Source organism: Pseudomonas sp. NPDC088890 (assembly GCF_044900155.1).
GTDB lineage: Bacteria > Pseudomonadota > Gammaproteobacteria > Pseudomonadales > Pseudomonadaceae > Aquipseudomonas > Aquipseudomonas urmiensis.
Map to the genome: position 1 here is coordinate 116,384 of NZ_JBJDNG010000005.1, position 23,290 is coordinate 139,673.

Annotated in this window: 20 protein-coding genes; 8 read left to right on the plus strand and 12 right to left on the minus strand. The window is 62.4% G+C overall.

All coding sequences use genetic code 11. The annotated features are described in order from the left end of the window. A partial coding sequence (locus ACI2JX_RS12985; protein WP_404690217.1) for a phosphoenolpyruvate carboxykinase (ATP) occupies positions 1 to 706 on the plus strand: 706 nt, incomplete at its 5' end. Positions 707 to 771: 65 nt separating this feature from the next. Here ACI2JX_RS12985 and ACI2JX_RS12990 read toward each other — a convergent pair. Continuing rightward, the gene (locus ACI2JX_RS12990; RefSeq protein WP_404690313.1) at positions 772 to 1,044 is read right to left on the minus strand and encodes a type II toxin-antitoxin system RelE/ParE family toxin; all 273 of its coding nucleotides are present in this window, start codon (positions 1,042 to 1,044) and stop codon (positions 772 to 774) included. Next, a complete protein-coding gene (locus ACI2JX_RS12995; RefSeq protein ID WP_189661656.1) occupies positions 1,044 to 1,508 on the minus strand; it encodes a hypothetical protein in 465 nt (154 codons plus the stop codon). The genes ACI2JX_RS12990 and ACI2JX_RS12995 overlap by 1 nt, the downstream gene beginning before the upstream one ends. A 104-nt stretch (positions 1,509 to 1,612) precedes the next feature. Between ACI2JX_RS12995 and ACI2JX_RS13000 the strand changes: the two genes are divergently transcribed. Next, positions 1,613 to 2,047, plus strand: a complete 435-nt coding sequence (locus tag ACI2JX_RS13000; protein WP_404690218.1) for an acyl-CoA thioesterase — start codon at positions 1,613 to 1,615, stop codon at positions 2,045 to 2,047. Here the strand turns inward: ACI2JX_RS13000 and ACI2JX_RS13005 are convergent. The 5 genes from ACI2JX_RS13005 to fdhD all read right to left on the minus strand — a co-directional run bounded on the left by ACI2JX_RS13005 (position 2,037) and on the right by fdhD (position 7,727). Beyond that, entirely contained in the window at positions 2,037 to 2,690 is a 654-nt protein-coding gene (locus ACI2JX_RS13005; RefSeq protein ID WP_404690219.1) for a response regulator, read from the minus strand. The two genes, ACI2JX_RS13000 and ACI2JX_RS13005, sit on opposite strands and share 11 nt — an antisense overlap. A gap of 118 nt (positions 2,691 to 2,808) precedes the next feature. After that, positions 2,809 to 3,621 carry a protein-glutamate O-methyltransferase CheR gene (locus ACI2JX_RS13010; protein WP_264235214.1) on the minus strand — a complete coding sequence of 271 codons (813 nt, stop codon included), beginning with the start codon at positions 3,619 to 3,621 and terminating at the stop codon, positions 2,809 to 2,811. 229 nt (positions 3,622 to 3,850) lie between these two features. Continuing rightward, complete coding sequence (locus tag ACI2JX_RS13015; protein WP_186552858.1) at positions 3,851 to 4,336, minus strand: glycine zipper domain-containing protein; 486 nt, start codon at positions 4,334 to 4,336, stop codon at positions 3,851 to 3,853. 215 nt (positions 4,337 to 4,551) lie between these two features. Beyond that, a complete protein-coding gene (locus ACI2JX_RS13020; protein ID WP_404690220.1) occupies positions 4,552 to 6,891 on the minus strand; it encodes an FdhF/YdeP family oxidoreductase in 2,340 nt (779 codons plus the stop codon). 8 nt (positions 6,892 to 6,899) lie between these two features. Then, entirely contained in the window at positions 6,900 to 7,727 is an 828-nt protein-coding gene (fdhD, locus tag ACI2JX_RS13025) for a formate dehydrogenase accessory sulfurtransferase FdhD (RefSeq protein WP_186552856.1), read from the minus strand. Positions 7,728 to 7,901: 174 nt separating this feature from the next. Between fdhD and lysM the strand changes: the two genes are divergently transcribed. After that, positions 7,902 to 8,342, plus strand: a complete 441-nt coding sequence (gene lysM, locus ACI2JX_RS13030; RefSeq protein ID WP_264235216.1) for a peptidoglycan-binding protein LysM — start codon at positions 7,902 to 7,904, stop codon at positions 8,340 to 8,342. A 176-nt stretch (positions 8,343 to 8,518) separates the two neighbouring features. Here the strand turns inward: lysM and yrfG are convergent, their stop codons facing one another. Continuing rightward, positions 8,519 to 9,184: a GMP/IMP nucleotidase gene (gene yrfG / locus ACI2JX_RS13035; RefSeq protein ID WP_404690221.1), complete on the minus strand. Its 666-nt coding sequence runs from the start codon at positions 9,182 to 9,184 to the stop codon at positions 8,519 to 8,521. A gap of 64 nt (positions 9,185 to 9,248) precedes the next feature. On the opposite strand from yrfG, the gene nudE reads away from it, so the two are divergent. After that, on the plus strand, positions 9,249 to 9,815 hold the full coding sequence (gene nudE, locus ACI2JX_RS13040; protein ID WP_186552853.1) for an ADP compounds hydrolase NudE: 567 nt from the start codon (positions 9,249 to 9,251) through the stop codon (positions 9,813 to 9,815). Continuing rightward, positions 9,812 to 10,639, plus strand: coding sequence for a 3'(2'),5'-bisphosphate nucleotidase CysQ (cysQ, locus tag ACI2JX_RS13045; RefSeq protein WP_404690222.1), 828 nt, complete (start codon positions 9,812 to 9,814; stop codon positions 10,637 to 10,639). Before nudE ends, cysQ begins: the two co-directional genes overlap by 4 nt. Here cysQ and ACI2JX_RS13050 read toward each other — a convergent pair. The 3 genes from ACI2JX_RS13050 to ACI2JX_RS13060 are packed head-to-tail and all read right to left on the minus strand — an operon-like array spanning position 10,628 to position 14,303. Next, on the minus strand, positions 10,628 to 11,083 hold the full coding sequence (locus tag ACI2JX_RS13050) for a YiiD C-terminal domain-containing protein (RefSeq protein ID WP_404690223.1): 456 nt from the start codon (positions 11,081 to 11,083) through the stop codon (positions 10,628 to 10,630). The genes cysQ and ACI2JX_RS13050 overlap by 12 nt on opposite strands. After that, on the minus strand, positions 11,080 to 12,492 hold the full coding sequence (locus tag ACI2JX_RS13055) for a sigma-54-dependent transcriptional regulator (RefSeq protein ID WP_404690224.1): 1,413 nt from the start codon (positions 12,490 to 12,492) through the stop codon (positions 11,080 to 11,082). Before ACI2JX_RS13055 ends, ACI2JX_RS13050 begins: the two co-directional genes overlap by 4 nt. Further along, a complete protein-coding gene (locus ACI2JX_RS13060) occupies positions 12,489 to 14,303 on the minus strand; it encodes an ATP-binding protein (protein WP_404690225.1) in 1,815 nt (604 codons plus the stop codon). Before ACI2JX_RS13060 ends, ACI2JX_RS13055 begins: the two co-directional genes overlap by 4 nt. Positions 14,304 to 14,473: 170 nt before the next feature. On the opposite strand from ACI2JX_RS13060, the gene ACI2JX_RS13065 reads away from it, so the two are divergent. Beyond that, positions 14,474 to 17,374 carry an aminotransferase gene (locus ACI2JX_RS13065; RefSeq protein ID WP_404690226.1) on the plus strand — a complete coding sequence of 967 codons (2,901 nt, stop codon included), beginning with the start codon at positions 14,474 to 14,476 and terminating at the stop codon, positions 17,372 to 17,374. Positions 17,375 to 17,549: 175 nt separating this feature from the next. Continuing rightward, positions 17,550 to 18,656, plus strand: a complete 1,107-nt coding sequence (gene aguA, locus ACI2JX_RS13070; protein ID WP_186552847.1) for an agmatine deiminase — start codon at positions 17,550 to 17,552, stop codon at positions 18,654 to 18,656. 574 nt (positions 18,657 to 19,230) lie between these two features. Here the strand turns inward: aguA and ACI2JX_RS13075 are convergent. After that, a complete protein-coding gene (locus tag ACI2JX_RS13075; protein ID WP_404690227.1) occupies positions 19,231 to 21,333 on the minus strand; it encodes a TonB-dependent receptor in 2,103 nt (700 codons plus the stop codon). 438 nt (positions 21,334 to 21,771) lie between these two features. Here ACI2JX_RS13075 and ACI2JX_RS13080 point away from each other — a divergent pair, with 438 nt between their 5' ends. Then, positions 21,772 to 23,091, plus strand: coding sequence for an OprD family porin (locus ACI2JX_RS13080; protein ID WP_264235225.1), 1,320 nt, complete (start codon positions 21,772 to 21,774; stop codon positions 23,089 to 23,091). The last annotated feature ends 199 nt before the right edge of the window (positions 23,092 to 23,290 follow it).

Below are 23,290 nucleotides of genomic sequence, written 5' to 3' on the forward strand. Positions count from 1 at the left end.
CGCCGTGCTGGAAAACGTCGTTATCGACGATGCCAAGCACGCCGACTACACCGATGTCAGCCTGACCCAGAACAGCCGCGCCGCCTACCCGCTGGAGCACGTTGCCAAGCGCTCCGAGCACAACCTGGGCGGCGAGCCGAATGCGGTCATCTTCCTGACCTGCGACCTGACCGGCGTACTGCCGCCAGTGTCGATCCTGAACAACGAGCAGGCGGCCTATCACTTCCTGTCCGGTTACACCGCGCTGGTCGGTTCGACCGAAATGGGTTCCGGTGGCGGCATCAAGTCGACCTTCTCCACCTGCTTCGGCGCACCGTTCTTCCCGCGTCCGGCTGGCGAATACGCTGAGCTGCTGATCAAGCGCATCAAGGGCTTCAACTCCAAGGTCTACCTGGTCAACACCGGCTGGACCGGCGGTGGCTACGGCGTTGGCAAGCGTTTCAGCATCCCGACCACCCGTGCAGTGATCGCAGCGATCCAGAGCGGCGCGTTGGTAGGTACCGAGACCGAGCACCTGGACATCATCAACCTGGACGTGCCTAAGGCTGTTCCAGGCGTCGAGACCAACCTGCTCAACCCACGCACCAACTGGGAAGACAAGGCGGCCTACGACGAAGCAGCTAAAGGCCTGGCCAAGCTGTTCATCGAGAACTTCAAGAAGTTCGAGGTTTCCGACGCCATCAAGGCGGCTGGCCCACAGCTGTAAGCTGTAGCTAGCGTGGAATGAAAAAGCCGCCCTTTGGGGCGGTTTTTTCGTTCATGGGACATGGTTTATGGCCACAGCCGTCGCGCATGAATGATGCGTAAGATCTCTACGCTGTCCTGCAAGATGCGGTAGACCATCACGTAGTTTGGCCGAATCACGATTTCCCGGGTGCCTGGATACCGACCTTGTTTATAAATGCGGGGGTTCTGGGCTGCTCTTCTTGCCTTGTCTCTAAAGTCTTCGTCTAACACAATGGCGGCGTCAGGGTTATCGTCAGCGATGGCATCCATGATTCGCAAGCGGTCTTTCTGAGCGTTGGTGTGCCAAAGCAAATGCATCAACGGGTTTTACCCTTCAACGCGAGGCGGCGCGCGGCGAATTCTTTTTCTATTTGTTCATCATCCATCGCAGGGGTTGGGTCGTTCAGGCTTGCCTCGACTTGTTCGATAAACCAGGCGTCGTATGCGGCGGCCTGATGTGCACGCTTCAGGGCCGATGCACGATCAGGTCGTTGATAGGTGCTCATTTGAAGTGGGTCGTAGGTCGAGCTATCCACCTGGAAGTGGTCGATGCCTAGTTCGTGCAGGTAGCTGACCAAGGTTTCAAGCTTCTTGAACAGCCTGGTGTTGCCGCTTCGTTGCGCCGTCAGGACATGTTCGTCATGGTTGATATTGACCTGTATGGCCCAGCCGCCAGGCTGCCCCACAATGTGGGTTCCATTGATACGTCCGGTTTCAGCCATGCGCCTTAGGTCGGCGTGATCGAGTTGATGGGTCGGCACGGGTGTATGTCTCGGTTTCATCGGGATGCACCATGCTATGCAATCTACAGTTGATTGCGACTATATGACTTCCTAACTCTTTGTGGGAAGCTTCTCTCTCATGTAACCAACATTTGTGGTATTCCATGACCGAATCCCCCCAACGCTCCGACTTCAGCCACTTCCACCCCATCCTCACCCGCCCGCAAGACAACGACCTCAACGGTCATATCGCCGGTGCCACGGTGCACGGCTTCTTCGAAACCGCGATCCAGGCGTTTCTCGTCGAACAGGCCGAACTGGACCTGCGCGAAGGTGCGCTGGCCGGCTTTGTGATCAGCTCGGCGGCGGAGTTCTACGCATTGCCTGCCTTCCCCGACGTACTCGAAGTGGGCCTGGGCGTCACCCGCCTGGGTGGCAGCACAGTGGAGTACCGATTGGCGCTGTTCTGTCCCGCAGAGCCGGATGCCTGTGCGGCAGGCACGTTGGTGCAGGTGTTCGTCGAACGCGCCTCTGGCGAGCCGGTGGCACTGCCAGAAGCGTTGCAGATCATCCTCGCAGGCCTGCAGCTCAATCGTTGAGGCGGATGATCCCCTCGCGCACGGCAAACAGCACCAGGCCGGCGACGTCATGAATCTGTAGGCGATGCATGATCTGCGAGCGATGAGCTTCTACGGTCTTCACGCTCAGGCCCAGGCCTTCGGCTATCGAGCGGGTGGTTTCACCGCGGGCGATCAGTCGCAGGATTTCAAGCTGGCGGGTGGTCAGCGGTGCAGACAGGCTGGCGGCGGTGCGTTTGCGGCTATGTCTGAGGGCCTGGCCGATGACCATCGGCAAGACGCTCGAGGACAGGTACTGGCCGCCTTGGCGCAGGGTCAGCAGCGCCTGCTCCAACTCGGCCACCGTGGCGTTCTTGAGCAAAAAACCGTGGGCGCCCAGCTGTAGGCAGCTCAACACATGCTCCAGTTCCGAGCGCGGCGAGAGCATCAGCACACGGCTGCTCGGGGCGCGAATGAACAGTTCTTGCAGCGCCTGCTGGCCGTCCAACTCGCCACTCATGTCCAGTACGACCACGTGCGGCTTGAGCTTTTCGGCCAGGGCCACGGCGTTCATCGCATCGCCTGTGTCGGCAACCACGGCATATTGTTTTTTCTGTTCGAGCAGGGCGCGCAGGCCTGCGCGGAACAGCGGCGAGTCATCGGCAAGCAGTATTCGACAAGGCATGGATCAGGGCCTGTTTCGCAAGAGAAGAGGGGCGGCATGCCTGCTCGATCCACAAGCGCCCAGCGGCACGGGGGCGCATTCAGTCCCTGTCTGCCGATCACTGCGGCAGTGCTGCTCATCATAGGCGCGCGAACACCGAGGGCAGTAGTGGCCGCAAGGGTAGGTCGAGGTCGTGGATGCTTTCGCTGTGGCCGATCATCAACAGACCGCCTGGGGTCAGATGCTCGACCACACGCTGCAGCACGTCGAGCTTGTACCGTGGGGCAAAGCTTGAGAGCAGGTTGCGCAGCAAGATCACATCGAAGCGGCCCAGGTGCGCGGGGAACGGCTCGATCAAGTTGATCGTCTCGAACATCACCTGCGCGCGTAAAGCTGGGGCGATGCGCAGGCGTCCGGCCATTTCGCCGACACCGCACAGACAATGCCGGCTCAGCCAGCCTTCGGGAAAATAGCGCGCCTGGCTGACGTCATAGATGCCCGCGCGCGCCTGCTCCAGCAAGGCTGCGTCGCGATCACTGGCAAGCACCTGCCAGCCAGCGCCAGGGTGCTGCTCGGCGGCCACCATGGCCAGGCTCCAGGCTTCTTCGCCGCTCGCGCAGGCGGCGCTCCACAGCCGGGGCGGGTGAGCGAGCTCGGCCAGCCAATGGTTGAGGAACTCGAAGTGACGGTGCTCACGGAAAAAATAACTGTCTCGGGGCACCAGCAGGCCCAGCACGTGCCTGTATTCGCTATCGTCCTGAGCGTTGCTGAGCAGCGCCAGGTAGGCGTCGAAGTCGGACAGTTGATGCAGCTTCAGGCGCTTGTGCAGGCGCGCCGCGACCACAGCGCGACGGTCATCGGCCAAGTGCACGCCGCTGGCCTGTTCGACCAGTAGACGGATCTGTTGGTAGTTGGCTTGATCGAGCAGTGGCGGGCGGGAGCGACTGGGCATGGTTCAGCTGGCCCAGGTCGTGATCTGACCTATGGTATCGACGATGATCGTGCGCATTCCCCGCGTCCTGTGCGTAATTATTCAATAGGGGATGATAGCTAGTGGCACCTTGCCTCCATATCGGGGCCACCCTTAATCCTGTTGTGCGCGGGACAAATGAAAAGGCCCCGCCGATAGGGGCGGGGCCTTAGGTGCCTGGCTTAGGGTTGCACGCCTGAGCGTTCAGGCATCAGTGACGCCAGTGGCGCTTGTGCTTGTTCTTGCGATGGCCGTAGTGGTGGCCGCGGTCGTAGTGACGACGGTCGTCGTCGTAGCCACGGCGATAGCGGCGTTCATGGCGCTCGTCTTCATCGGCCTTGTTGCCCATGTAGTTACCCAGGGCGCCACCTGCGCCGCCGCCAGCGGCTGCACCGATGTAGCTACCGTTGGTGCCGCCGACGCTGCGGCCGAGCACGTTACCGCCAGCCGCGCCCAGGGCGCCGCCGATTGCCGCTTCGCCGCGCTGGCGTTTGTCGGCACCGACTGCACTACCGGCCGCACCGCCCAGGCCTGCGCCGATGGCGCCACCGGTGCTGCCACCGATTTGCTGGCCGACCACTGAGCCGAGTACCCCACCCAATGCGCCGCCAATACCGGCTTCGGTGGTGCCGCCCGCCATGGCAACGCCGCTGAGCAGGCCAAGAGACAACAACAGAATCGAGGAGTACTTCTTCATCAAGAGAGCCTCATAGGGATGACGAGGGCGAATTTGAGGCTCGGCGGGGCGTCTGGCAATCGAAATCCGACGAGTAGCACGAGTTGTACACAATTCTCTAAGTTACTGTTTTTTCGGTGAAACTTTCTCGATTTTCGGCGGTCATAGGTTACTTGAGACAAAGCCCTGGTCATTGCGGACAGGGCTTTTTTTTGGCTTCTACGCCCGGGTGAGGCTTAGATGATGCGGCCGCTATCGCTAGCGCGCTCAAGCTTGATGGCGACGAATTTCGAGGTCGGCGTATGGCTGCCGTCGCCGATGCTCTCCAGCGGCACCAGTGGGTTCACTTCTGGATAGTAAGCCGCTGCCTGGCCTGCCGGGATGTCATAGGCCAACAGTGTAAAGCCCTGCACCCGACGTTCAAGCCCATCGTCCCACAGCGAGACGATATCCACCTTCTGCCCTGGCGCAAAGCCAAGACGAATGATGTCGGCCTCATTGACGAACAGCACATCGCGCTGCGCTTTGACGCCGCGATAGCGATCATCCAAGCCATAGATGGTGGTGTTGTACTGATCATGCGAGCGCATCGATTGCATGATCAGGTCCGGTAGCTGGCCGCTGGCGCGCACGCGTGGGTCGAGCAAGCTGTCGGGTAACAGGTTGGCCTTGAAGTTGGCGCGCTTGGTCGCGGTTTGCCATTTGCGGCTGCCGGCGCTGTTGCCCAGGTAGAAACCACCAGGATGGCGCAGGCGTTGGTTGAAATCGGCAAAGCCTGGAATGGTGTCGGCGATCAGCTCGCGAATGCGGTCGTAGTCGGCTACCAACCAGTTCCAGTCGACCGGCTGCTTGCCAAGCGTGGCGGCAGCGATACCAGCGACCACCGAAGGCTCCGAGCGCATTTGCTTTGACAGCGGGTGCAGTTGGCCATTGGAGGCATGCACCATGCTGAACGAATCTTCCACCGTCACCGCTTGCGGGCCTTCGGCTTGCAGGTCGATATCGGTACGCCCCAGGCACGGCAGGATCAGTGCTTGCTTGCCATGGACCAAATGGCTGCGGTTGAGCTTGGTGCTGATGTGCACGGTCAGCTCGCAATTGCGCAGGGCACGAGCCGTACGCTCGCTGTCCGGGGTCGCCTGGGCGAAGTTACCGCCCAGGCCGATGAAGACCTTGGCTCGACCTTCGAGCATGGCGTGGATCGCCTCGACCGTGTTGTGGCCGTTGTGGCGCGGCACGGCGAAGTCGAAGCGCTTTTGCAGGGCGTCGAGCAGCAATGCCGGTGGCCGCTCGTTGATGCCCATGGTGCGGTCGCCCTGCACGTTGCTGTGGCCACGCACCGGGCACAAACCTGCACCTGGCAGGCCAATGTTGCCGCGCAGCAGCATCAGGTTGACGATTTCCTGGATGGTCGGCACCGAGTGACGGTGCTGGGTGATGCCCATCGCCCAGCACATGATCACCCGCTTGCCTTTGCAGTACATGCGCGCCGCTTGTTCGATCTCGGCCAAGGTCAGGCCAGATTGGGCCTGCAATTGCTCCCAGGGGGTGGCATCGACCACGGCCAGGTATTCATTGATGCCGTGGCCATGTTCAGCGATGAACACATGATCGAAGATCGCTGGCTCACCCTTGGCCTGGGCCTCGCGTTCCCACTGCAAGAGGAACTTGGCCATGCCGCGCAGCAATGCCATGTCGCCACCCAGGGCTGGGCGGAAATAGGCGGTATTGGTCGGCCGGTCGCTGTTGGTGAGCATCTCCAACGGGTTCTGCGGGTGCTGGAAGCGCTCCAGGCCACGCTCCTTGAGCGGGTTGACGCAAACCACCTGGGCACCGCGTTTTACCGCATCGCGCAGCGGATCGAGCATGCGCGGGTGGTTGGTACCCGGGTTCTGGCCCCAGACGAAGATCGCGTCGGCGTGCTCGAAATCATCGAACGTCACCGTGCCTTTGCCGACTCCGACGCTCTGGCCCAAGGCGACCCCGCTGGCCTCGTGACACATGTTCGAGCAGTCAGGGAAGTTGTTGGTGCCATAGGCACGGACGAACAGCTGATAGAGGAACGCCGCCTCATTGCTGGCCCGGCCGGAGGTGTAGAACTCAGCTTGGTCGGGGTTGGCCAAGTTGTTCAGATGGCGGGCGATCAAGGCGAACGCGCTGTCCCAGTCGATCGGCTGGTAGCGGTCGCTGGCTGGGTCATAGACCATCGGCTCGGTGAGCCTGCCCTGGTACTCCAGCCAGTAGTCGCTCTGCTCGAGCAACGAAGTGACGCTATGCCGGGCGAAGAACGCGGCATCGACGCGGCGCTTGGTGGCTTCCCAGTTGACTGCCTTGGCGCCGTTCTCGCAGAACTTGACCATGCCGCTTTCCGGCGAGTCGCCCCAGGCGCAGCCCGGGCAGTCGAAGCCGCCGTTCTGGTTGGTCTTGAGCAGCGCGCGGATGTTCTTCAGCGCGTTGTCGCTGGCGACCCAGGCCTTGGCCACGCTGCGCAAGGCGCCCCAGCCTCCGGCGGCGCCGTGGTAGGGCTTGTAGCGGGGAGTGATTTGTTCTTGTGGGAGTTGCTGATGCGAGGTCACGTCTACGACTACTCCGCCACAGGGCTGAACACCCGTGGTGCACTGTGTTTAGGCAGGTGAATAAGATTGAGGTTGTGCTTGCGCGCCCATTGCAGGGCAAGACCGGTGGGCGCCGACAGGCTGACCAGGGTTTGAATGCCCGCGCGCAGGACCTTCTGGATCAACTCCAGGCTGCAGCGGCTGGTAACGATGGCCAGGCCGCCGCGGGTATCGATCTGCTGGCGCAGCAGGGCGCCGATCAGCTTGTCCAGGGCGTTGTGCCGGCCGATGTCCTCACGGCCCATCAACAGCTCGCCGTTGCTGTCCATGTACAGCGCGGCGTGCACCGCGCCGCAGTGCTGGCCCAGCGGCTGGAACTGGTCGATGCGTTGCCGCAGGTCCTTCAGCCAATGGGCGGGTGGCAGCGGCGCACCAGGCAGTTTGTCGAGCTCTGGCAGCGCCTGCTCCAAGGCTTCGACACCGCACAGGCCGCAGCCGCTGGTGCCGGCCAACTGGCGGCGTTGGTTCTTCAGGTTCCAGAAGGCGCGGCTGGAGATCTCCAGGTCGGCATACAACGCCGAGCCTGAGCCTGAGAACTTCATGTCATAGATTTCCGCCGTGCCCTCGACGATCCCGCTGCCGACGCTAAAGCCCACCGCAAAGTCTTCCATATCGGTAGGGCTGACCAGCATCACGGCCTGATTGAGACCGTTATAGGCGATGGCCAAGGCGACTTCCTCGGCGAGCGGCGTGCTGGCGCGCGCGTCATCGCTGAGTTGGAGATAGTCGTAGGTATTGCTGGCGGCAGGCAGGGACAAAGGCGTGGACGCCGAGCAGACCGGAGGTTTGCTGTTCATCAGGGCGGATCACTGGCAGCTTTTTACCAGCACAAGCCTAGGCCCGTGGGCTGGCGCCGTCTAATCGCTAGGGTCTATGCCTTGATAGAGCGCGTCGATGGGTCGCAGCAGGGCGAGGTTGGCAAACCTGGCCTAGACTCGTGCTTCCGAGGATTCATCAACAAGGAGCGCGTCATGAGCCTGTTCAGTTTCGTCAAGGAAGCCGGCGAGAAGTTGATCGACCTGCTGTCCCCTGGCAATGCCAATGCCGATGAGCAACTCAAAGAGCATGTAAGCAAGGTCGGCCTGGGTAATCCGAACATCACCGCCACTGTAGAGGGCGACAAGATCATCCTCAAGGGCGAGGTGGCCAGCCAGGAGGAGAAAGAAAAGATCATTCTCGCAGCGGGCAACATCAGTGGTGTGGCCAGCGTCGATGACCAGATCACCGTGACCGGACCGATCGCCCAGGCGGCGAAATTCGTCACGGTCGAGAAGGGCGACACCCTGAGCGCTATTTCCAAACGGGTGTATGGCGACCCGAACAAGTACCAGAAGATCTTCGAGGCCAACAAGCCGCTGCTGTCGCATCCGGACAAAATTTATCCAGGGCAGGTGCTGCGGATTCCGGATTGAAGGCTATTCATCGTTTGTTTTAACCCCTTCGCGGGGGCCCAGCAGTTCTGTAGGACGGGTTTACCCGCGAAGAGGCCAGGGCGATCAAGCTCTATGTACGGGCAAGGGCTGCGCCCTTGTTCGCGGGCAAGCCCGCTCCCACAGGATCCTGTGCAATCCATGAGTGTTTGTTTCGCTTACTCGATCCCCACCAGCAATTCCCGATAATCCTCAACCGCTGCGAACTCCTGGGTATCGCGTGGCGCTGCCTTGCTGTCCGGCTGGCGCACCGCCAGCAGATGCCCTACGCCAAAGCGCTGCGCGCTGCGCAGGATCGCCAGGGTGTCGTCGATAAACAGGCTGCGCGCAGGCTCAAAGCCGATATCTGCCTGCAATGCGTCCCAGAACTGTGGGCTCTCCTTGGGATAGCCATAATCATGCGAGCTGATCAGCCGCTCGAAATACGGCGCCAGCTCGACGCGCTCCAGCTTCAGCGACAGCGAATCGCGATGGGCATTGGTGATCAGTATCACCCGCTTGCCCACCTTGCGAATCGCAGCAAGGAACGTGTCGGCATCCGGGCGTAGGGCGATCAGGTGAGCGAGCTCGCGTGACAGCTCACAGACCGGCAGCTTCAGCTCGCGGCTCCAGAAGTCCATGCAGTACCAGTTCAGCGTACCGGCATTGCCTTCGAACAATGGCTGCAACTCCATCTCGGCCATGGCCCGGCTCACGCCATGCAGCTCGGCGTAGCGCTGGGGCAGGTGCTGCAGCCAGAATTGATTGTCGTAATGCAGGTCGAGCAGGGTGCCATCCATGTCCAGCAGGACGGTATCGATATCGGACCATTGAATTTGCGGCATGGGAAACTCTCGATCAGTCGGCAAGCCACGGTATAGTAACCCGTTCACGCCAAGGAGCCGCCCCATGCGCCAGAAACCCACCGTCCTCAGCCGCGAAATCGTCGCCAGTAGCCGCCTGTTCCGGGTCGAAGCGGTACAGCTGCGCTTCTCCAACGGCACCGAGCGGACCTACGAACGGCTGGTCGGGCGGGGGAATGGCTACGGTGCGGTGATGATCGTGGCGATGCTCGATGCCGAGCATGCGGTGCTGGTCGAAGAATACTGCGGCGGCACCGATGAGTATGAGCTGTCGCTGCCCAAAGGCCTGATCGAACCGGGCGAGGATGTGCTGGCCGCGGCCAACCGCGAACTCAAGGAAGAAGCCGGTTTCGGCGCACGCCAGCTGGAACATCTGACCGAGTTGTCGCTCTCGCCCGGCTACATGAGTCAAAAGATCCAGGTGGTGTTGGCCACCGACCTCTATGAAGAACGCCTGGAAGGCGATGAGCCTGAGCCGATGCGGGTCGACAAGGTCAACTTGCGCGAGCTGTCGGCCTTGGCCATGCATCCGCAATTCACTGAAGGCCGAGCCTTGGCGGCGCTGTACCTGGTGCGTGACATGCTGACTCAACGTGGGCTGCTCAGCGCATGAACGACCAACAGCTGATGCACGAAGTAGTGAAGCTCGCCCTGGTTGCTGGCGAGGCGATCTTGCCGTACTGGCGCGCAGACGTGGCGGTCACCGCCAAAGCTGACGATTCACCGGTCACCGCAGCTGACTTGGCCGCTCACCGGGTCATTGCCGACGGTCTGCAAGCGTTGGCGCCTGAGATCCCGGTGCTGTCCGAGGAAGATTGCGAGATCTCCCTGGCCGAGCGGCAAAGCTGGAGCCGCTGGTGGCTGGTCGATCCGTTGGATGGCACCAAGGAATTCATCGCCGGCAGTGAAGAGTTTACCGTCAACATCGCCCTGATCGACAACGGTGCAGTGGTGTTCGGTGTGGTGGCGATGCCGACCAATGGCCGCTGTTACTTCGGCGGTCGTGAGCTGGGCGCCTGGCGCGTTGATCGAGGCGCTCACGCTGAACAGATCCAGGTGCGCAACACGCCGCCAGCCGATGGCCAGTTCACCGTAGTCGCCAGTCGCCGCCATTCCAGCCCTCAGCAGGAAGCCTTGCTAGCCGGCCTGAGGGGTGCCGTGGGCGAGTTGGCACTGGCCAATATCGGCAGCTCGCTGAAGTTCTGCCTGCTGGCCGAAGGCGCCGCCGATTGCTATCCGCGCCTGGCACCGACCTCGCAGTGGGACACTGCGGCCGCCCAGGGCGTGCTGGAAGGGGCAGGCGGCGAGGTGATCGGCCTGGACGCCCAGCCGTTTCGCTATCCACCGCGTGAATCGTTGCTCAATCCATTTTTCCTCGCCCTGCCCAGCGCCGCGCAGTGGCGCCAGGCGTTGATCCAGCTCGCCTCAGCGATGTAGCACGTACTGCCCGCTGAAGTTGACCGCGGGCTCGTCGCTGCCACTGTTGCTTACCACCGTTGCCAGCGTCAGGCGAGCGCGGCCACGGCGCTGGTACATCGTCACGAAGCGCTGCCAGGTGCTGTCGTCTGGCGCCTGGCAGCGAGCGACCGCCGCGCCGGTGACCGGCAGTGGATAACTGATCTGCCCCTCCTGAATGACGATGTGCCCATCGTCGATGCCGGCCTCGCGCAAGCGCAGGTGTAGCCAGCCCCAGCCCACCAGCACCGCCGCGCAGTACAGGCTGCCGCCGAACATGGTGCTCTTGTGGTTGACGTTGGCTTGCAGCGGCAGTTGCAGCTGCAAGCAGTGGTCTTGCCAGCTGAGCACTTGCAGGCCCATTTCGCGGGTCAGCGGGATGTCGCTGTGCAACACCGCTTGCAGGTATTGGCTGTCGCTGCTCATGGGCGGTTGTCCTCGTGGTCGTCAGGCCCGCTGCCATTGCTGTCGGCGAAGCTCAGGCCGTGCTTGCGCAGTTTGTCGTGCAGGGTTTTACGGGGGATGCCCAGCGCTTCGGCGAGGCTGCGCATGGAGCTGTGTGGCTGGGTCAGCTCAGCGGCGATCAGCGAGCGCTCGAACTGCTCGACCTGTTCGCTGAGGTTGCCGCTGAGCACGGGCGCACTCACCTGCGGGGCAGCCGCCACCTGACCATCGAGCGCCAGCTCCAGGCCCAAGGCGAAGCGTTCGGCGGCGTTTTGCAGCTCACGCACGTTGCCGGGCCAGTCGTGGCGCAACAGCACCGCGCGTTGCGCCGGTTGCAGGGTGTGCGGCGCCAGGCCGTGGCGCTGGCTGGCGGCATCGGCGAAATGCTGGAACAGCACCAGGATGTCATCGCCGCGTTCGCGCAGGGCCGGAATGCGCAGCGGGGCCACGTTCAGGCGGTAGTACAAGTCGGCGCGAAAACGCCCTTGATCGGCGGCCTGGCGCAGGTCTTCCTTGGTCGCGGCGATGATGCGGATATCCAGCGGGATCAGCTGATTGCCACCCAGGCGCTCGACTACCCGCTCCTGCAACAGGCGCAGCAGCTTGACCTGCACGTCCAGGCTCATGCTCTCGATCTCGTCGAGGAACAAGGTGCCGCCGTTGGCGAATTCGAACTTGCCGATGCGGCGTTTCTGCGCGCCGGTGAAGGCGCCGGGCTCATGGCCGAACAGCTCGCTCTCGACCACCGATTCGGCCAGGGCACCGGCGTTGATCGCCACGAACGGGCCGTCACGGCGGCTGGACAGGTCGTGCAGGGCACGGGCTACCACTTCCTTACCGGCGCCGGTTTCGCCGAGGATCAGCACGTCGGCGCGGGTTGCGGCCAGGGCACCGATCTGCTCGCGCAGACGCTGCATGGCCGGCGACTGGCCGACCAGGCGGGTGGACAGCTCGTGGCGGTCGCTCAAGGCCAGGCGCAGGCTGCGGTTGTCCAGCACCAGCCGACGCAAGGCCAGGGCACGGCGTACGCTGTCGAGCAGGGCATCGCTGGCGAAGGGTTTTTCCAGGAAGTCATAGGCCCCCGCGCGCATCGCCTGCACCGCCAGCGGCACGTCGCCGTGACCGGTGATCAGCAACACCGGCAACTCGTGGTCACGCCCGCGCAGGTGTTCCAGCAGTTGCAGGCCATCGATGCCGGGCATGCGGATATCGCTGACGACTACGCCGGGCCAGTCCGCCTCGATGCGTTCGGCCAGGCCTTGGGCGTCGGCCAGGGTCACCACCTTGAGCCCGGCCAGGTCCAGCGTCTGGCCCAGCGCCTGGCGCAGGTGTGGGTCGTCGTCGACCAGGATCACCTGGGTACGGCTGTCGATCAATGTCTCGGACGTCATGCCGAGGGGTCCTCCGAAGTGGGCAAGGTCGCGCCGGGCTTGGCGACGCGCATCTGCAACGTGAGCAGGGCGCCACCTTCCGGGTGGTTGCCGAGCAGCAGTTCGCCGCCGAGGGTGCGCATCAGGCTTTCGCAGATGGCCAGCCCCAGGCCCAAGCCCTGGGTACGGGTCTTGGTGGTGAAGAACGGCTCTTTGGCGTGCTCCAGGGCTTGGCGGGTAAAGCCAGGGCCATTGTCGCGAATGTACAGGTAGACGTACTCATCGCGCCGTTCGGCACTCAGCCACAGCCGGCGCGGGTTGGCTTTTTCGGTGAGCGCGTCGAGGGCGTTGGCCAGCAGGTTGCCGAGCACCTGGCGCAGGCGGGTTTCGCCGGCCTGGACCCACAACGGCGCATCGGGCAAGTCGCGGATCAGTTCCACCGCCATCGCTCTGCGACGCTTGGCCAGCAGGGCCAGGGCGTCATCCAGGGCTGGCTGCAAGGCCACGCTCTCGGGGGCATGGCGGTCGCGGCGGGCGAAGGCGCGTAGGTGGGCGATGATCGAGGCCATGCGTCCGGTCAGCTCACCGATCAGCTTGAGGTTGCCGCGAGCATCCTCGGTGCGCTCGTGGTCAAGCAGGATCTCCGCGTTTTCGGCATAGCTGCGGATCGCCGCCAGCGGCTGGTTGAGCTCGTGACTGATGCTTGCCGACATGGTGCCTAGCACCGACAGCTTGCCCGCCTGGACCAGTTCGTCCTGGGCGCGCACCAGCTCCTGCTGGGCATTTTCGCGTTCCAGCACGGCGCTCTTGAGCCGGGTATTGAGCCCTTCGAGGTCGGCGGTACGCTCGGCCACACGCTTTTCCAACTGCTGGCGGCCCCGGGCTTCGAAGTCGATCCGGTCGATGTAGTGGCGCCGCCGCTGCATCACCAGACCCGTCAGCAGAATCAGTACCAACAACGCGCCGCCACCGATGGCCATGACCGTCTGCACCGAGCGATCGATGAGGATGTGAGGCGCGAGGATGCTCACCTGCCAACCGGTTTCCTTGATGTCGCGGGTCTGGATCAGCCAGGCATCCGGATTGAGGTTCAACGGCTGCGGGGCCTGGGTCGGATAAGGCTGGATGGCGAGCATGGCGGCCCGTTCGGCGTCGGTCAGGGCGCGGGTGGCACGGAAGCGCCAGTCGGGGCGCGAGGTCAGCACCACCACGCCGTTCTGGTCGGTCAGCAACAGTTGTTCGGGGGTGCGCCCCCACAGCGTTTCAGTGTGGTCCAGGTCGACTTTCACCACCAGCACGCCGATCACCTTGTCGCGATCATGCACGGCGGCTGCGAAGAAGTAGCCACGCTTGGCCGAGGTCGTGCCCTGGCCGAAGAAGCGCCCCAGGCGGCCCTCCATCGCTTCGATGAAGTACGGGCGGAAGGCGAAGTTACGGCCCAGGAAGCTGTCGTGCTTGTCCCAGTTGGAGGCGGCCAGGGTGTTGCCGCTGACATCCATCAGGTACATCACCTCGGCGCCGGTCTGCTGGGTGATGCCCTTGAGCAGGCGGTTGGCGTTGGTCACCGCCTCCAGCTTGAACGGATCGGCCAGCACCTGGCGCAGCGCCGGCAGGTCGCCGAGGATCTGCGGCAAGGTCTCGTAGCGGTGCAGGGTGCCGAGCAGGTTGGCCACGTAGAGGTCGAGGGTCTGGCGATTCTGCGAAGCCAGTTCGTCCTGGTAGTAGCGCTCGGCCAGGTGATGCAGCGGCCAGAGCAGCGGTGCCAGGCACACGGCAAGTATCGCCAGGCTGCGCCAGCGGGGGCGCCGAGGTGGGGTGGAAATCTGCATCATCGCCAGTTATGCCAGAAGAGTCTGCGGCAATTATGCGCTACTTGGGGCCTTCCTTGGGCGCTCGCGGATTGTGCGGGTTCAGGTGCTCCGTCGTCTTTACGCACACGCCTCTTGAATATCGCCCGCAGCAGTGGCGATATAAGCGACAAAAAAACCGAGGTCACTTGCACATGCCCCTCAGCACCCTGATTCAACGTTCCAGCCAGCCCAGTCCTTCGCTGAGCGAAGCCCAGGCGCATGCCTTGCTGAGGGCGCACTACGACCTTGAGGGCAGCCTGCAATCATTGGGTAGCCAGCAGGACCTGAATTTCCGTGTCGACAGCGGTCACGCGCGCTACGTGCTCAAGGTGTGCCATGGCAGCTATGCCGAGGTCGAGTTGCAGGCCCAGCATGCCGCCCTGGCCTACCTGAGTGAGCAGGGCTTGCCGGTGCCGGTGGTGCGTCCCGCGCGCAATGGTTCAGCCTTGCTGGCGCTGGACAGCGAAGGCCAACCGCTGCGCGTGCGCCTGCTCGACTACATCGAAGGCCAGCCGTTGACCCGCCTCAAGCACCTGCCAGCCAGGCTGATGGCCGAGCTCGGCGCACTCTGTGCCCGGGTCGACCAGGCCCTGGCCGACTTCGACCATCCGGGGCTTGAGCGCACCTTGCAGTGGGACCCGCGCCATGCCCAGGCACTGATCGCGCATCTGCTGCCAGTGTTGCGTGATGAAACCCGCCGCGAGCAGGTCGCACGGGTGGCGAGTGAGGCCGGGCAAACCTTGGCAACCCTGGTCGATCAACTGCCGACCCAGGCCGTGCATCTGGATATCACCGACGACAACGTGGTCTGGAGCCGCGACGCCCAGCGCCAATGGCAGCTGCAAGGGGTGATCGATTTCGGCGACCTGCTGCGTACCTGGCGCATTGCCGATCTATCGGTGACCTGTGCAGCGTTGCTGCACCATGCCGAGGGCGATCCGCTGCGCATCCTGCCGGCGGTCAGCGCTTATCAGGCGGTCAATCCGCTCAGTGATGCAGAGTTGCGTGCCCTCTGGCCGCTGGTACGGATGCGCGCTGCGGTGTTGGTGCTGAGCAGTGAACAGCAGCTGGCGGTCGATCCGGACAACCAGTACACCCGCGACAACATCGCCCATGAATGGCAAATCTTCGACACCGCCAATGCCGTGCCCGCGGCGCTGATGGAAGCGGCGATTGTGCAAGCCGCCGGTCGCCAGCTGCCATCTGTTCAGCTATCTGGCTGCGCGCCTTTGCTGCCGGAGTTGGCAGGTCAGGCGGTGACCAAGGTCGATCTTGGCGTGCTCAGCCCGCATTGCGAGGCGGGTAACTGGGAGCAGGCCGGCTTTGACCAGGCCGTACTGGCCGCGCAGCTCGGCGCTGCGTGCAGCCTGCATGGCCAGTATCGCTTGTCGCAGACCCATATCGATCGGCCCGACGAGCCCGCCACCTGCGCGCTTGGCGTGGAGTTGAGAGTGCCATCTGGCAGTCTGGTGCAAGCGCCGCAGGACGGCATCTGGCAGCGCACTGGCGAGGGTCGTGGACGCTTGCGCACGGCCGATTGGAGCCTGTGGCTCAAGGGCCTGGAAGACACTCCGGCCGATGGCCAGGTGGTGACACAGGGGCAGACGCTGGGTACGGCCTGTGGCTTTTTGAGTGTGCAGCTGTGTCGCGAAGATGCGCTGCAGCCGCCGTTCTTCGCCAAGCCGTCGGCAGCCGCCGCCTGGTTGGCCCTGTGCCCGTCGCCGCAGCCTTTGCTCGGCTTTGCCTGCGATGCCGAGCCATTGCCCGACGCCCAAGCGCTGCTGGCCCGTCGCGACGCCAGCTTTGCCCGTTCGCAGAAGCACTACTATGCCCAGCCGCCGCGTATCGAGCGGGGCTGGCGCAACTACCTGATCGACATGCATGGCCGCTCGTACCTGGACATGCTCAATAACGTGGCGGTGCTCGGCCATGGTCACCCGCGTATGGCCGCAGAGTCGGCGCGCCAGTGGTCGCTGCTCAACACCAACTCGCGCTTTCACTACGCGGCCATCGCCGAGTTCTCCGAGCGCCTGCTGGCCCTGGCGCCGCCTGGCTTTGACCGGGTGTTTCTGGTCAACAGCGGCACCGAGGCCAACGACCTGGCAATTCGCCTGGCCTGGGCCTACAGCGGCGGGCGCGACCTGCTCAGCGTGCTGGAGGCCTATCACGGCTGGTCGGTGGCCACCGATGCTATTTCCACCTCTATCGCCGATAACCCGCAAGCGCTGGAAACCCGGCCGGATTGGGTCCACCCGGTCGAGGCGCCGAACACCTTCCGTGGCCGTTATCGCGGGCCGGACAGCGCCGCCGACTACCTGCGTGACGTCGATGCCAAGCTTGCCGACCTCGATGCGCGCGGGCGCCAGCTGGCCGGCATGATCTGCGAGCCGGTGTACGGCAACGCCGGGGGGATCTCGTTGCCGGCAGGCTATCTGCGCGATGCCTACGCCAAGGTGCGCGCCCGTGGCGGGGTGTGCATCGCCGACGAGGTGCAGGTCGGCTACGGTCGGCTGGGCGAGTATTTCTGGGGCTTCGAGGAGCAGGGCGTGGTCCCGGACATCATCACCATGGCCAAGGGCATGGGCAACGGCCAGCCGCTGGGCGCAGTGATCACTCGCCGCGAAATCGCCGAGGCGCTGGAAGCCGAGGGCTACTTCTTCTCCTCCGCAGGCGGCAGCCCCGTCAGTTGCCGGATCGGCCTGGCAGTGCTGGACGTGATGCACGACGAGGGCCTGTGGCAGAACACCCGTGAGGTCGGCGCCTACTTCAAGGCGCGCTTGCAGGCTTTGGTCGATAAACATCCGCTGGCCGGCGCCGCCCATGGTTCGGGTTTCTATCTGGGACTGGAACTGGTACGCGATCGCGACACACTGGAGCCGGCCAGTGAGGAGACCATGATGCTGTGCAATCGCTTGCGCGATCTGGGCATCTTCATGCAGCCAACCGGCGATTACTTGAACATCCTCAAGATCAAACCGCCGATGTGTACCACGCGGGCGAGTGTGGATTACTTCGTCGATTGTGTGGATAGGATCTTGGCTGAAGGTCTCTAACAGCGGGCGAATGGCTCGGTCAAATCGATTCATATCGGTTAGATCGAGCTTTTTATATCTAAACGGTCTCTTTGATCGCTTTTAAAGCCGATATTTATCGGATATAAATGCGGGTCATTGACCCTCGGGCCGCAGCGCGACCCAGACCCTCCGACAGTTTTTCCAGAGGCTACTGATGAAAACCCTCAATTCGACCCCGCGTGCCGACGGCTTCCACATGCCAGCCGAATGGGCGCCGCAGACCCAGGTCTGGATGGTCTGGCCGGAGCGCCCTGACAACTGGCGTCTGGGCGGCAAGCCAGCACAGGCTGCGCATGTCACCCTGGCCAAGGCCATCGCCCGCTTCGAGCCGGTGACCGTCGGCGTTTCCGCCGGCCAATACGAGAACGCTCGGCGCCAACTCGACGTGCCGAACATCCGCGTGGTGGAAATCAGCAACGACGATGCGTGGGTGCGCGACACCGGCCCAACCTTCGTCATCAATGACCACGGCGAAGTGCGCGGTGTAGATTGGGGCTTCAACGCCTGGGGCGGCTTCGACGGCGGCCTCTATGCGCCGTGGAACCGCGATGAAGAGCTGGCTGCCAAGGTGCTGGAAATGGAGCGCTGCCAGCGCTACCAGACCGAAGGTTTCGTGCTCGAAGGCGGCTCGATCCACGTCGACGGTGAAGGCACCCTGATCACCACCGAGGAATGCCTGCTCAATCGCAACCGCAACCCACACCTGGACCGCGAGCAGATCGAGCAGATCCTGCGCGAGCAGTTGGCAGTCGATACCATCGTCTGGCTGCCAGATGGCTTGTACAACGATGAGACCGACGGCCACGTCGACAACTTCTGCTGTTACGTCGCCCCAGGTGAAGTGTTACTGGCCTGGACCGATGATTCCAACGACCCCAACTACGCCCGCTGCCACGCGGCCTTCGAGGTGCTGAAAAACACCCGTGATGCCAAAGGGCGCGAGTTCGTGGTGCACAAGATGCCCATTCCTGGACCACTGTTCGCGACGCAAGAAGAGTGCGCCGGGGTCGATCAGGTCGCCGGCAGCCAGGAGCGTGATCCATCGGTGCGCCTGGCTGGCTCCTATGTGAACTTCCTGATCGTCAATGGCGGGATCATCGCGCCGAGCTTCGACGATCCGGCAGATGCTGAAGCTAGAGCGATTCTGGCCAAGGTCTTCCCAAATCATGAAGTGGTGATGATCCCGGGTCGTGAGTTGCTTCTGGGCGGTGGCAACATTCACTGCCTGACCCAGCAGCAACCGGCGCCGATCAAGCGCTAACCTCTTGGCAAATGAAAAGGCCCGTCGCGATGACGGGCTTTTTTGTTGGTGCGACGGCTGGCGCGGGGAATGGCATACGTTTTGTATTGTTTTCCATTGTGTTTCAAACAGATAGGACTACTCCGATCTGTAACAAAACCCACGTAAGTTAGCCGCTCACGGGCCCAGGGAGTTTGTGTAGAGATGAATGCAGCAAGTGAGTCGGCTTTGCCCCCATCGGCAGTGAATCACGAATCGCTCAAAATATTGACGCAGTGGTTGAGACACCATGGAAGCAAACGGGTCAGGACGACCGACCCGCGACGTCTGCTGGATGGGCGCTATCCGCAAGGCTTGATCAGTGAAGCAGAGCTTGAGGCTCTGATGGCTGTCTGGCATTGACCGGGTAGTACTTACGGATGAATGAAAAACGCCACCGCGATCATGCGGTGGCGTTTTTGTTTGTGGGTGTCAGTTGCACGGCCGTGCCTACAGGAGTGCTGTTCACTTGAGAGTTTGGGGCCGCAAAGCGGCCCCGAAACAGACGAAACAGGTCTAACAGTGATCAGTCGCGGCCGGTAAGCACCCTGCAAATTTAGAAATTGTACGTGCCGGTCACCACCAGGCTGCGCGGATCGCCCACCTGAATCTGCGCCGCACTGGTTGCCGAGGCGTAGTAGGTCTTGTCGGCAATATTGTTCAACGCCGCGCGCACATCCCAGTCGCGTGTACGGAACCCTGCCAGTGCATCCCAGCGGCCATAGCCCGGCAACACCGTGGTGTTCTGGTTATCGGCATAGCGCTCGCCCACCAGGGTCAGGCCGGTTTCTGCGTACCAGCCCAACTCTGGCTTCCAGGTGATGAACAGGCTGCCGTTACGCTTGGCCACGTCGTTGATCCGGTTGCCCTCCTGGCCGTTGTTGTCCTCGACGATGATCGCGTCCTGGATACCGATCCCGCCGCGCACGTACCAGTTGCCAACGATATTGCCGGTGGCGGTCAGCTCGATACCGCGTGACCGTTGCAGGCCGCTCAGTTGAATCAGCTCGGGGTTGTTCGCGTCGCGGGTGCGGCGGTTGTACAGCTCCAGTTCATAGACGGCGAGGGTGGTGGTCAGGCGGTCGTCCAGCCAGTCGCTCTTGACGCCGATTTCCTTCTGCCGGCTGAGCTCTGGCCCGGTGTCGTTGGCATTACCAGGCGCGCCCGGGGTGATGCCGATCAGCCCGCCGCCAACCGGCGAAAAGGTCTTGCTCCAGGACGCATAGAACGAATGGTCTTGCCATGGCGAATACACCACGCCCAGCCGTGGGCTGGTGGTGTTGCTGTCCTGTTTTTCGCTCAGGTTACGAATCTGGTTGGTCGTTTCCACCTCGAACTGATCGAAGCGCACGCCAGCGAGGATCTGCCACTGATCGTTCAGGCGGATCTGGTCCTGCAAGTACAGGCCGCGGCTGTCGACCACGCTGTGGTTGTTGCTCGACACCACCATGCGGCCGTTGTGTTGCAGGCTACGGTCGGGGTTGTTCAGGTCCAGGCTCGGAACCAGGGTGCCGCCGTCCTTAGGCTTTGCGGCGGTGTACAGCAAAGGATCGCGGCGCTGATGTCCGAACTCAAGGCCCACCAGCAGCTTGTGCTCCAGGCTCCAGGTGGCGAAGTTGCCTTCGGCTTCGAGGTTGTTGAACAGGTTGCGGGTCTTCAGGTCCTGCTGCCAACGCTGGCGAGTGACGGTGTTATTGCTGGCGTTGTAGGCGGTCACGTAGGTGTTGTCGAAATCACTGTCGAGCTGGAACAGGCTCAGGGTATGGCGCAGCTGCCAGGTGTCGCTGAGCTGGTAGTTCAGGCGTGAGCGCAGCGACTGGCTCTTGTCGTCGATGAAGTCGCGCTGGGTATCGCCATAGGTGGTGTCGCGGCCAACGTCGGCCGGGCGTCCATTGACGCCTGGGATGCCGCGATCAGGTGTGCGGTTGAAGCGGCTGTATTCGTACTGCACCAGCCAGTTGAGATCTTCGCTCAGCTGCCAGCTCATGGAGGGGGCGAACAGCTGGCGGCTGCCATCGATACCGTCGCGGAAGCTGTTGTTGTCCTGGTTGCCCAGGTTCAGGCGCAGGCTGATGTCATCGCTAGGGTCGGCGTTGAGGTCGGCGTACAGGCTGCGCAGGTCCTCGCTGCCGCCTTGGACCTCGATGCTCGAGCGGCGGCCATGTTCTGGCACCTTGCTCACCCGGTTGACGATACCGCCCTGGCTGCCCCGGCCATACAGCACTGCCGCTGGGCCCTTGAGCACATCGACCCGCTCGATGTTGTGCAGGTCGCGAATGTACTGGCTGTCGTCGCGCACGCCATCGAGATAGAAGTCGTTGCTGCTATCGAAGCCGCGGATTCGCACGCTGTCGAAGCGCGTGTCGGCGCTGCTGCTGACGTTGGGGATGCCTTCGAGTGCCTTGCCCAGCGAACTGCTGCCGTAGTCCAGCACATTTTGCGTCTTGAGGGTGTCGATCGCCTGCGGCACGTAACGCACCGGGGTCGAGGTGCGGGTCGCGGTGCTTACTTCTTTCACTCTGGGGTTATCGCGCTCGCGTTCACTGTCGGCGGTGACCGACAACTCCGGCAGGGTAGTGGTAGCAGCATGGGCAACGCCTGCGCTGCACAGCAGCGACAGGCCGAGGGTTACAGGAGAAAGACGGCAGGCAGCACGCATGGAAACATCCGCATAAGGCAGTAATTGGAAAAAGGGTGCGGATGATAATGCGTGCTATTTACTCGTGCTTGGGTATTTGTAAAGACTCGTCTTTACATATGTATCAGTTTGTAAATGCCAGGCCACAGTCAGGATGTCAGCACAAGAGACAGATTGCCCCAGGCAATGGCAGATATGCATTGAAATGCACCAGACCTAAGCGTGATTTTGGTTATATCGACCTGCATTTCACGATTTTTTGACATCCTCAAGCGCGGGCGGATAGGATTCGGCCAACGCCTGCCGGCCATGACTTGGCCATGCAGCTGCACAAGGCCCGCCAGGCAAGTATCGGTGGGGCCTTCCAGTTGGATCCGCATAGCGTCGAACCTACGAAGGGGCGTTGGTTCCTGGCGTCAAAATGCAGAGCGTTTTTGATTAAGAAATAAGGAAAATAACATGTTGAAAACCAGGATCAGCCTGGTCGCCTTGGCGATGATCGCCGCGACCCAGGCACAGGCCAACGAGCAGGCCGACAGCAAGGGCTTTATCGAAGACAGCCACGCAAACGTTCTCCTGCGTAACGCTTTCATCAATCGTGACAAGAAACACGGCACCAACGATCAGTCCCAATGGGGTCAAGCGTTCATCGCCAACTTCTCCTCCGGCTTCACCCAAGGCACCGTCGGTGTAGGCGTTGACGCCTTCGGCCTGTACGCGGTGCGTCTGGACGGTGGTAAAGGTCGCAACCAAGGTGGCGGCGTCGACTTCTTCAAGCGCTCCGACCCTACCTTCGACGGCGAAAAAACCAACTCGCCGCACAACCTGGCCCGCGCTGGCGCGGCCGTGAAGTTCCGCATCTCCAACACCGTGCTCAAGTACGGTGACCAGATGCCAGCCCTGCCGGTTCTGCAATACGACGATGCCCGTCTGCTGCCAGAAAGCTTCACCGGTACCCTGATCACCTCCAAGGAGATCGAAGGCCTGGAGCTGAACGCCGGTCGTTTCACCCAGGAAGCGCGCAAGAGCGCCGAGCGCCGTGACGGCGGTGGCCTCAAGTCGATCAACGTGCTCGGTGGTAGCTACAAAGTTACCGACAACTTCACCGCTTCGCTGTACACCGCAGACAACGAAGACGTGATGAAGAAGCACTACCTGGGCTTGAACTACGTCTTCCCGATTGCCGCTGACCAGTCGCTGACCCTGGACTTCAACGGCTACAAGTCGGACATCGACAACAAGTACGTACGCGCCGCCAGCCTCAATGGCGACTCCAACACCATCTGGAGCCTGGCTGCTACCTACGCCTACGGCCCGCACTCGTTCACCCTGGCGCACCAGCGCAGCACCGGCAGCACCGGCTACAACTACGGCTGGTACCAGAACGAGGGTGGCGTGGGTGACGGTGGTTCGACCATCTACCTGGCCAACTCCTACTGGTCTGACTTCAACGCTGAAGACGAGCGTTCCTGGCAGCTGGGCTATGGCCTGGACTTCGGCGCCTTCGGCGTACCGGGCCTGACCTACAAGGTTGCCTACGTTGTTGGTGACAACATCAACACCCGTAAAGTCGGTGCCCCACAAGGCTTCGGCGAGGGTAAAGAGCGCGAGATCTTCAACCAGATCCGTTACGTCGTTCAAGACGGCCCGGCCAAGGACCTGTCGATCAAGCTGCGTAGCTCGTTCGTGCGTACCAACAACGCCGTTCAGCAAAACGGCTACAACGACGACGGTAACGAAGTCCGCGTATTCGTCGAGTACCCGATCAGCATCTTCTGATCTTGATCAGTTAGATACGTGTCGTCTGCTTTGGGGCTGCTCTGCAGCCCTTCGCGGCGGTTCGGCGCCCCGACAAGCCCGCTCCCACAGGGTTGGCGCTGCTCTGAAGATTGGCGCTGTTCCTGTGGGCACTACGTGTCGTCTGCTTTGGGGCCGCGTTGCGGCCCTTCGCGGGCAAGCCCGCTCCCACAGGATTAAC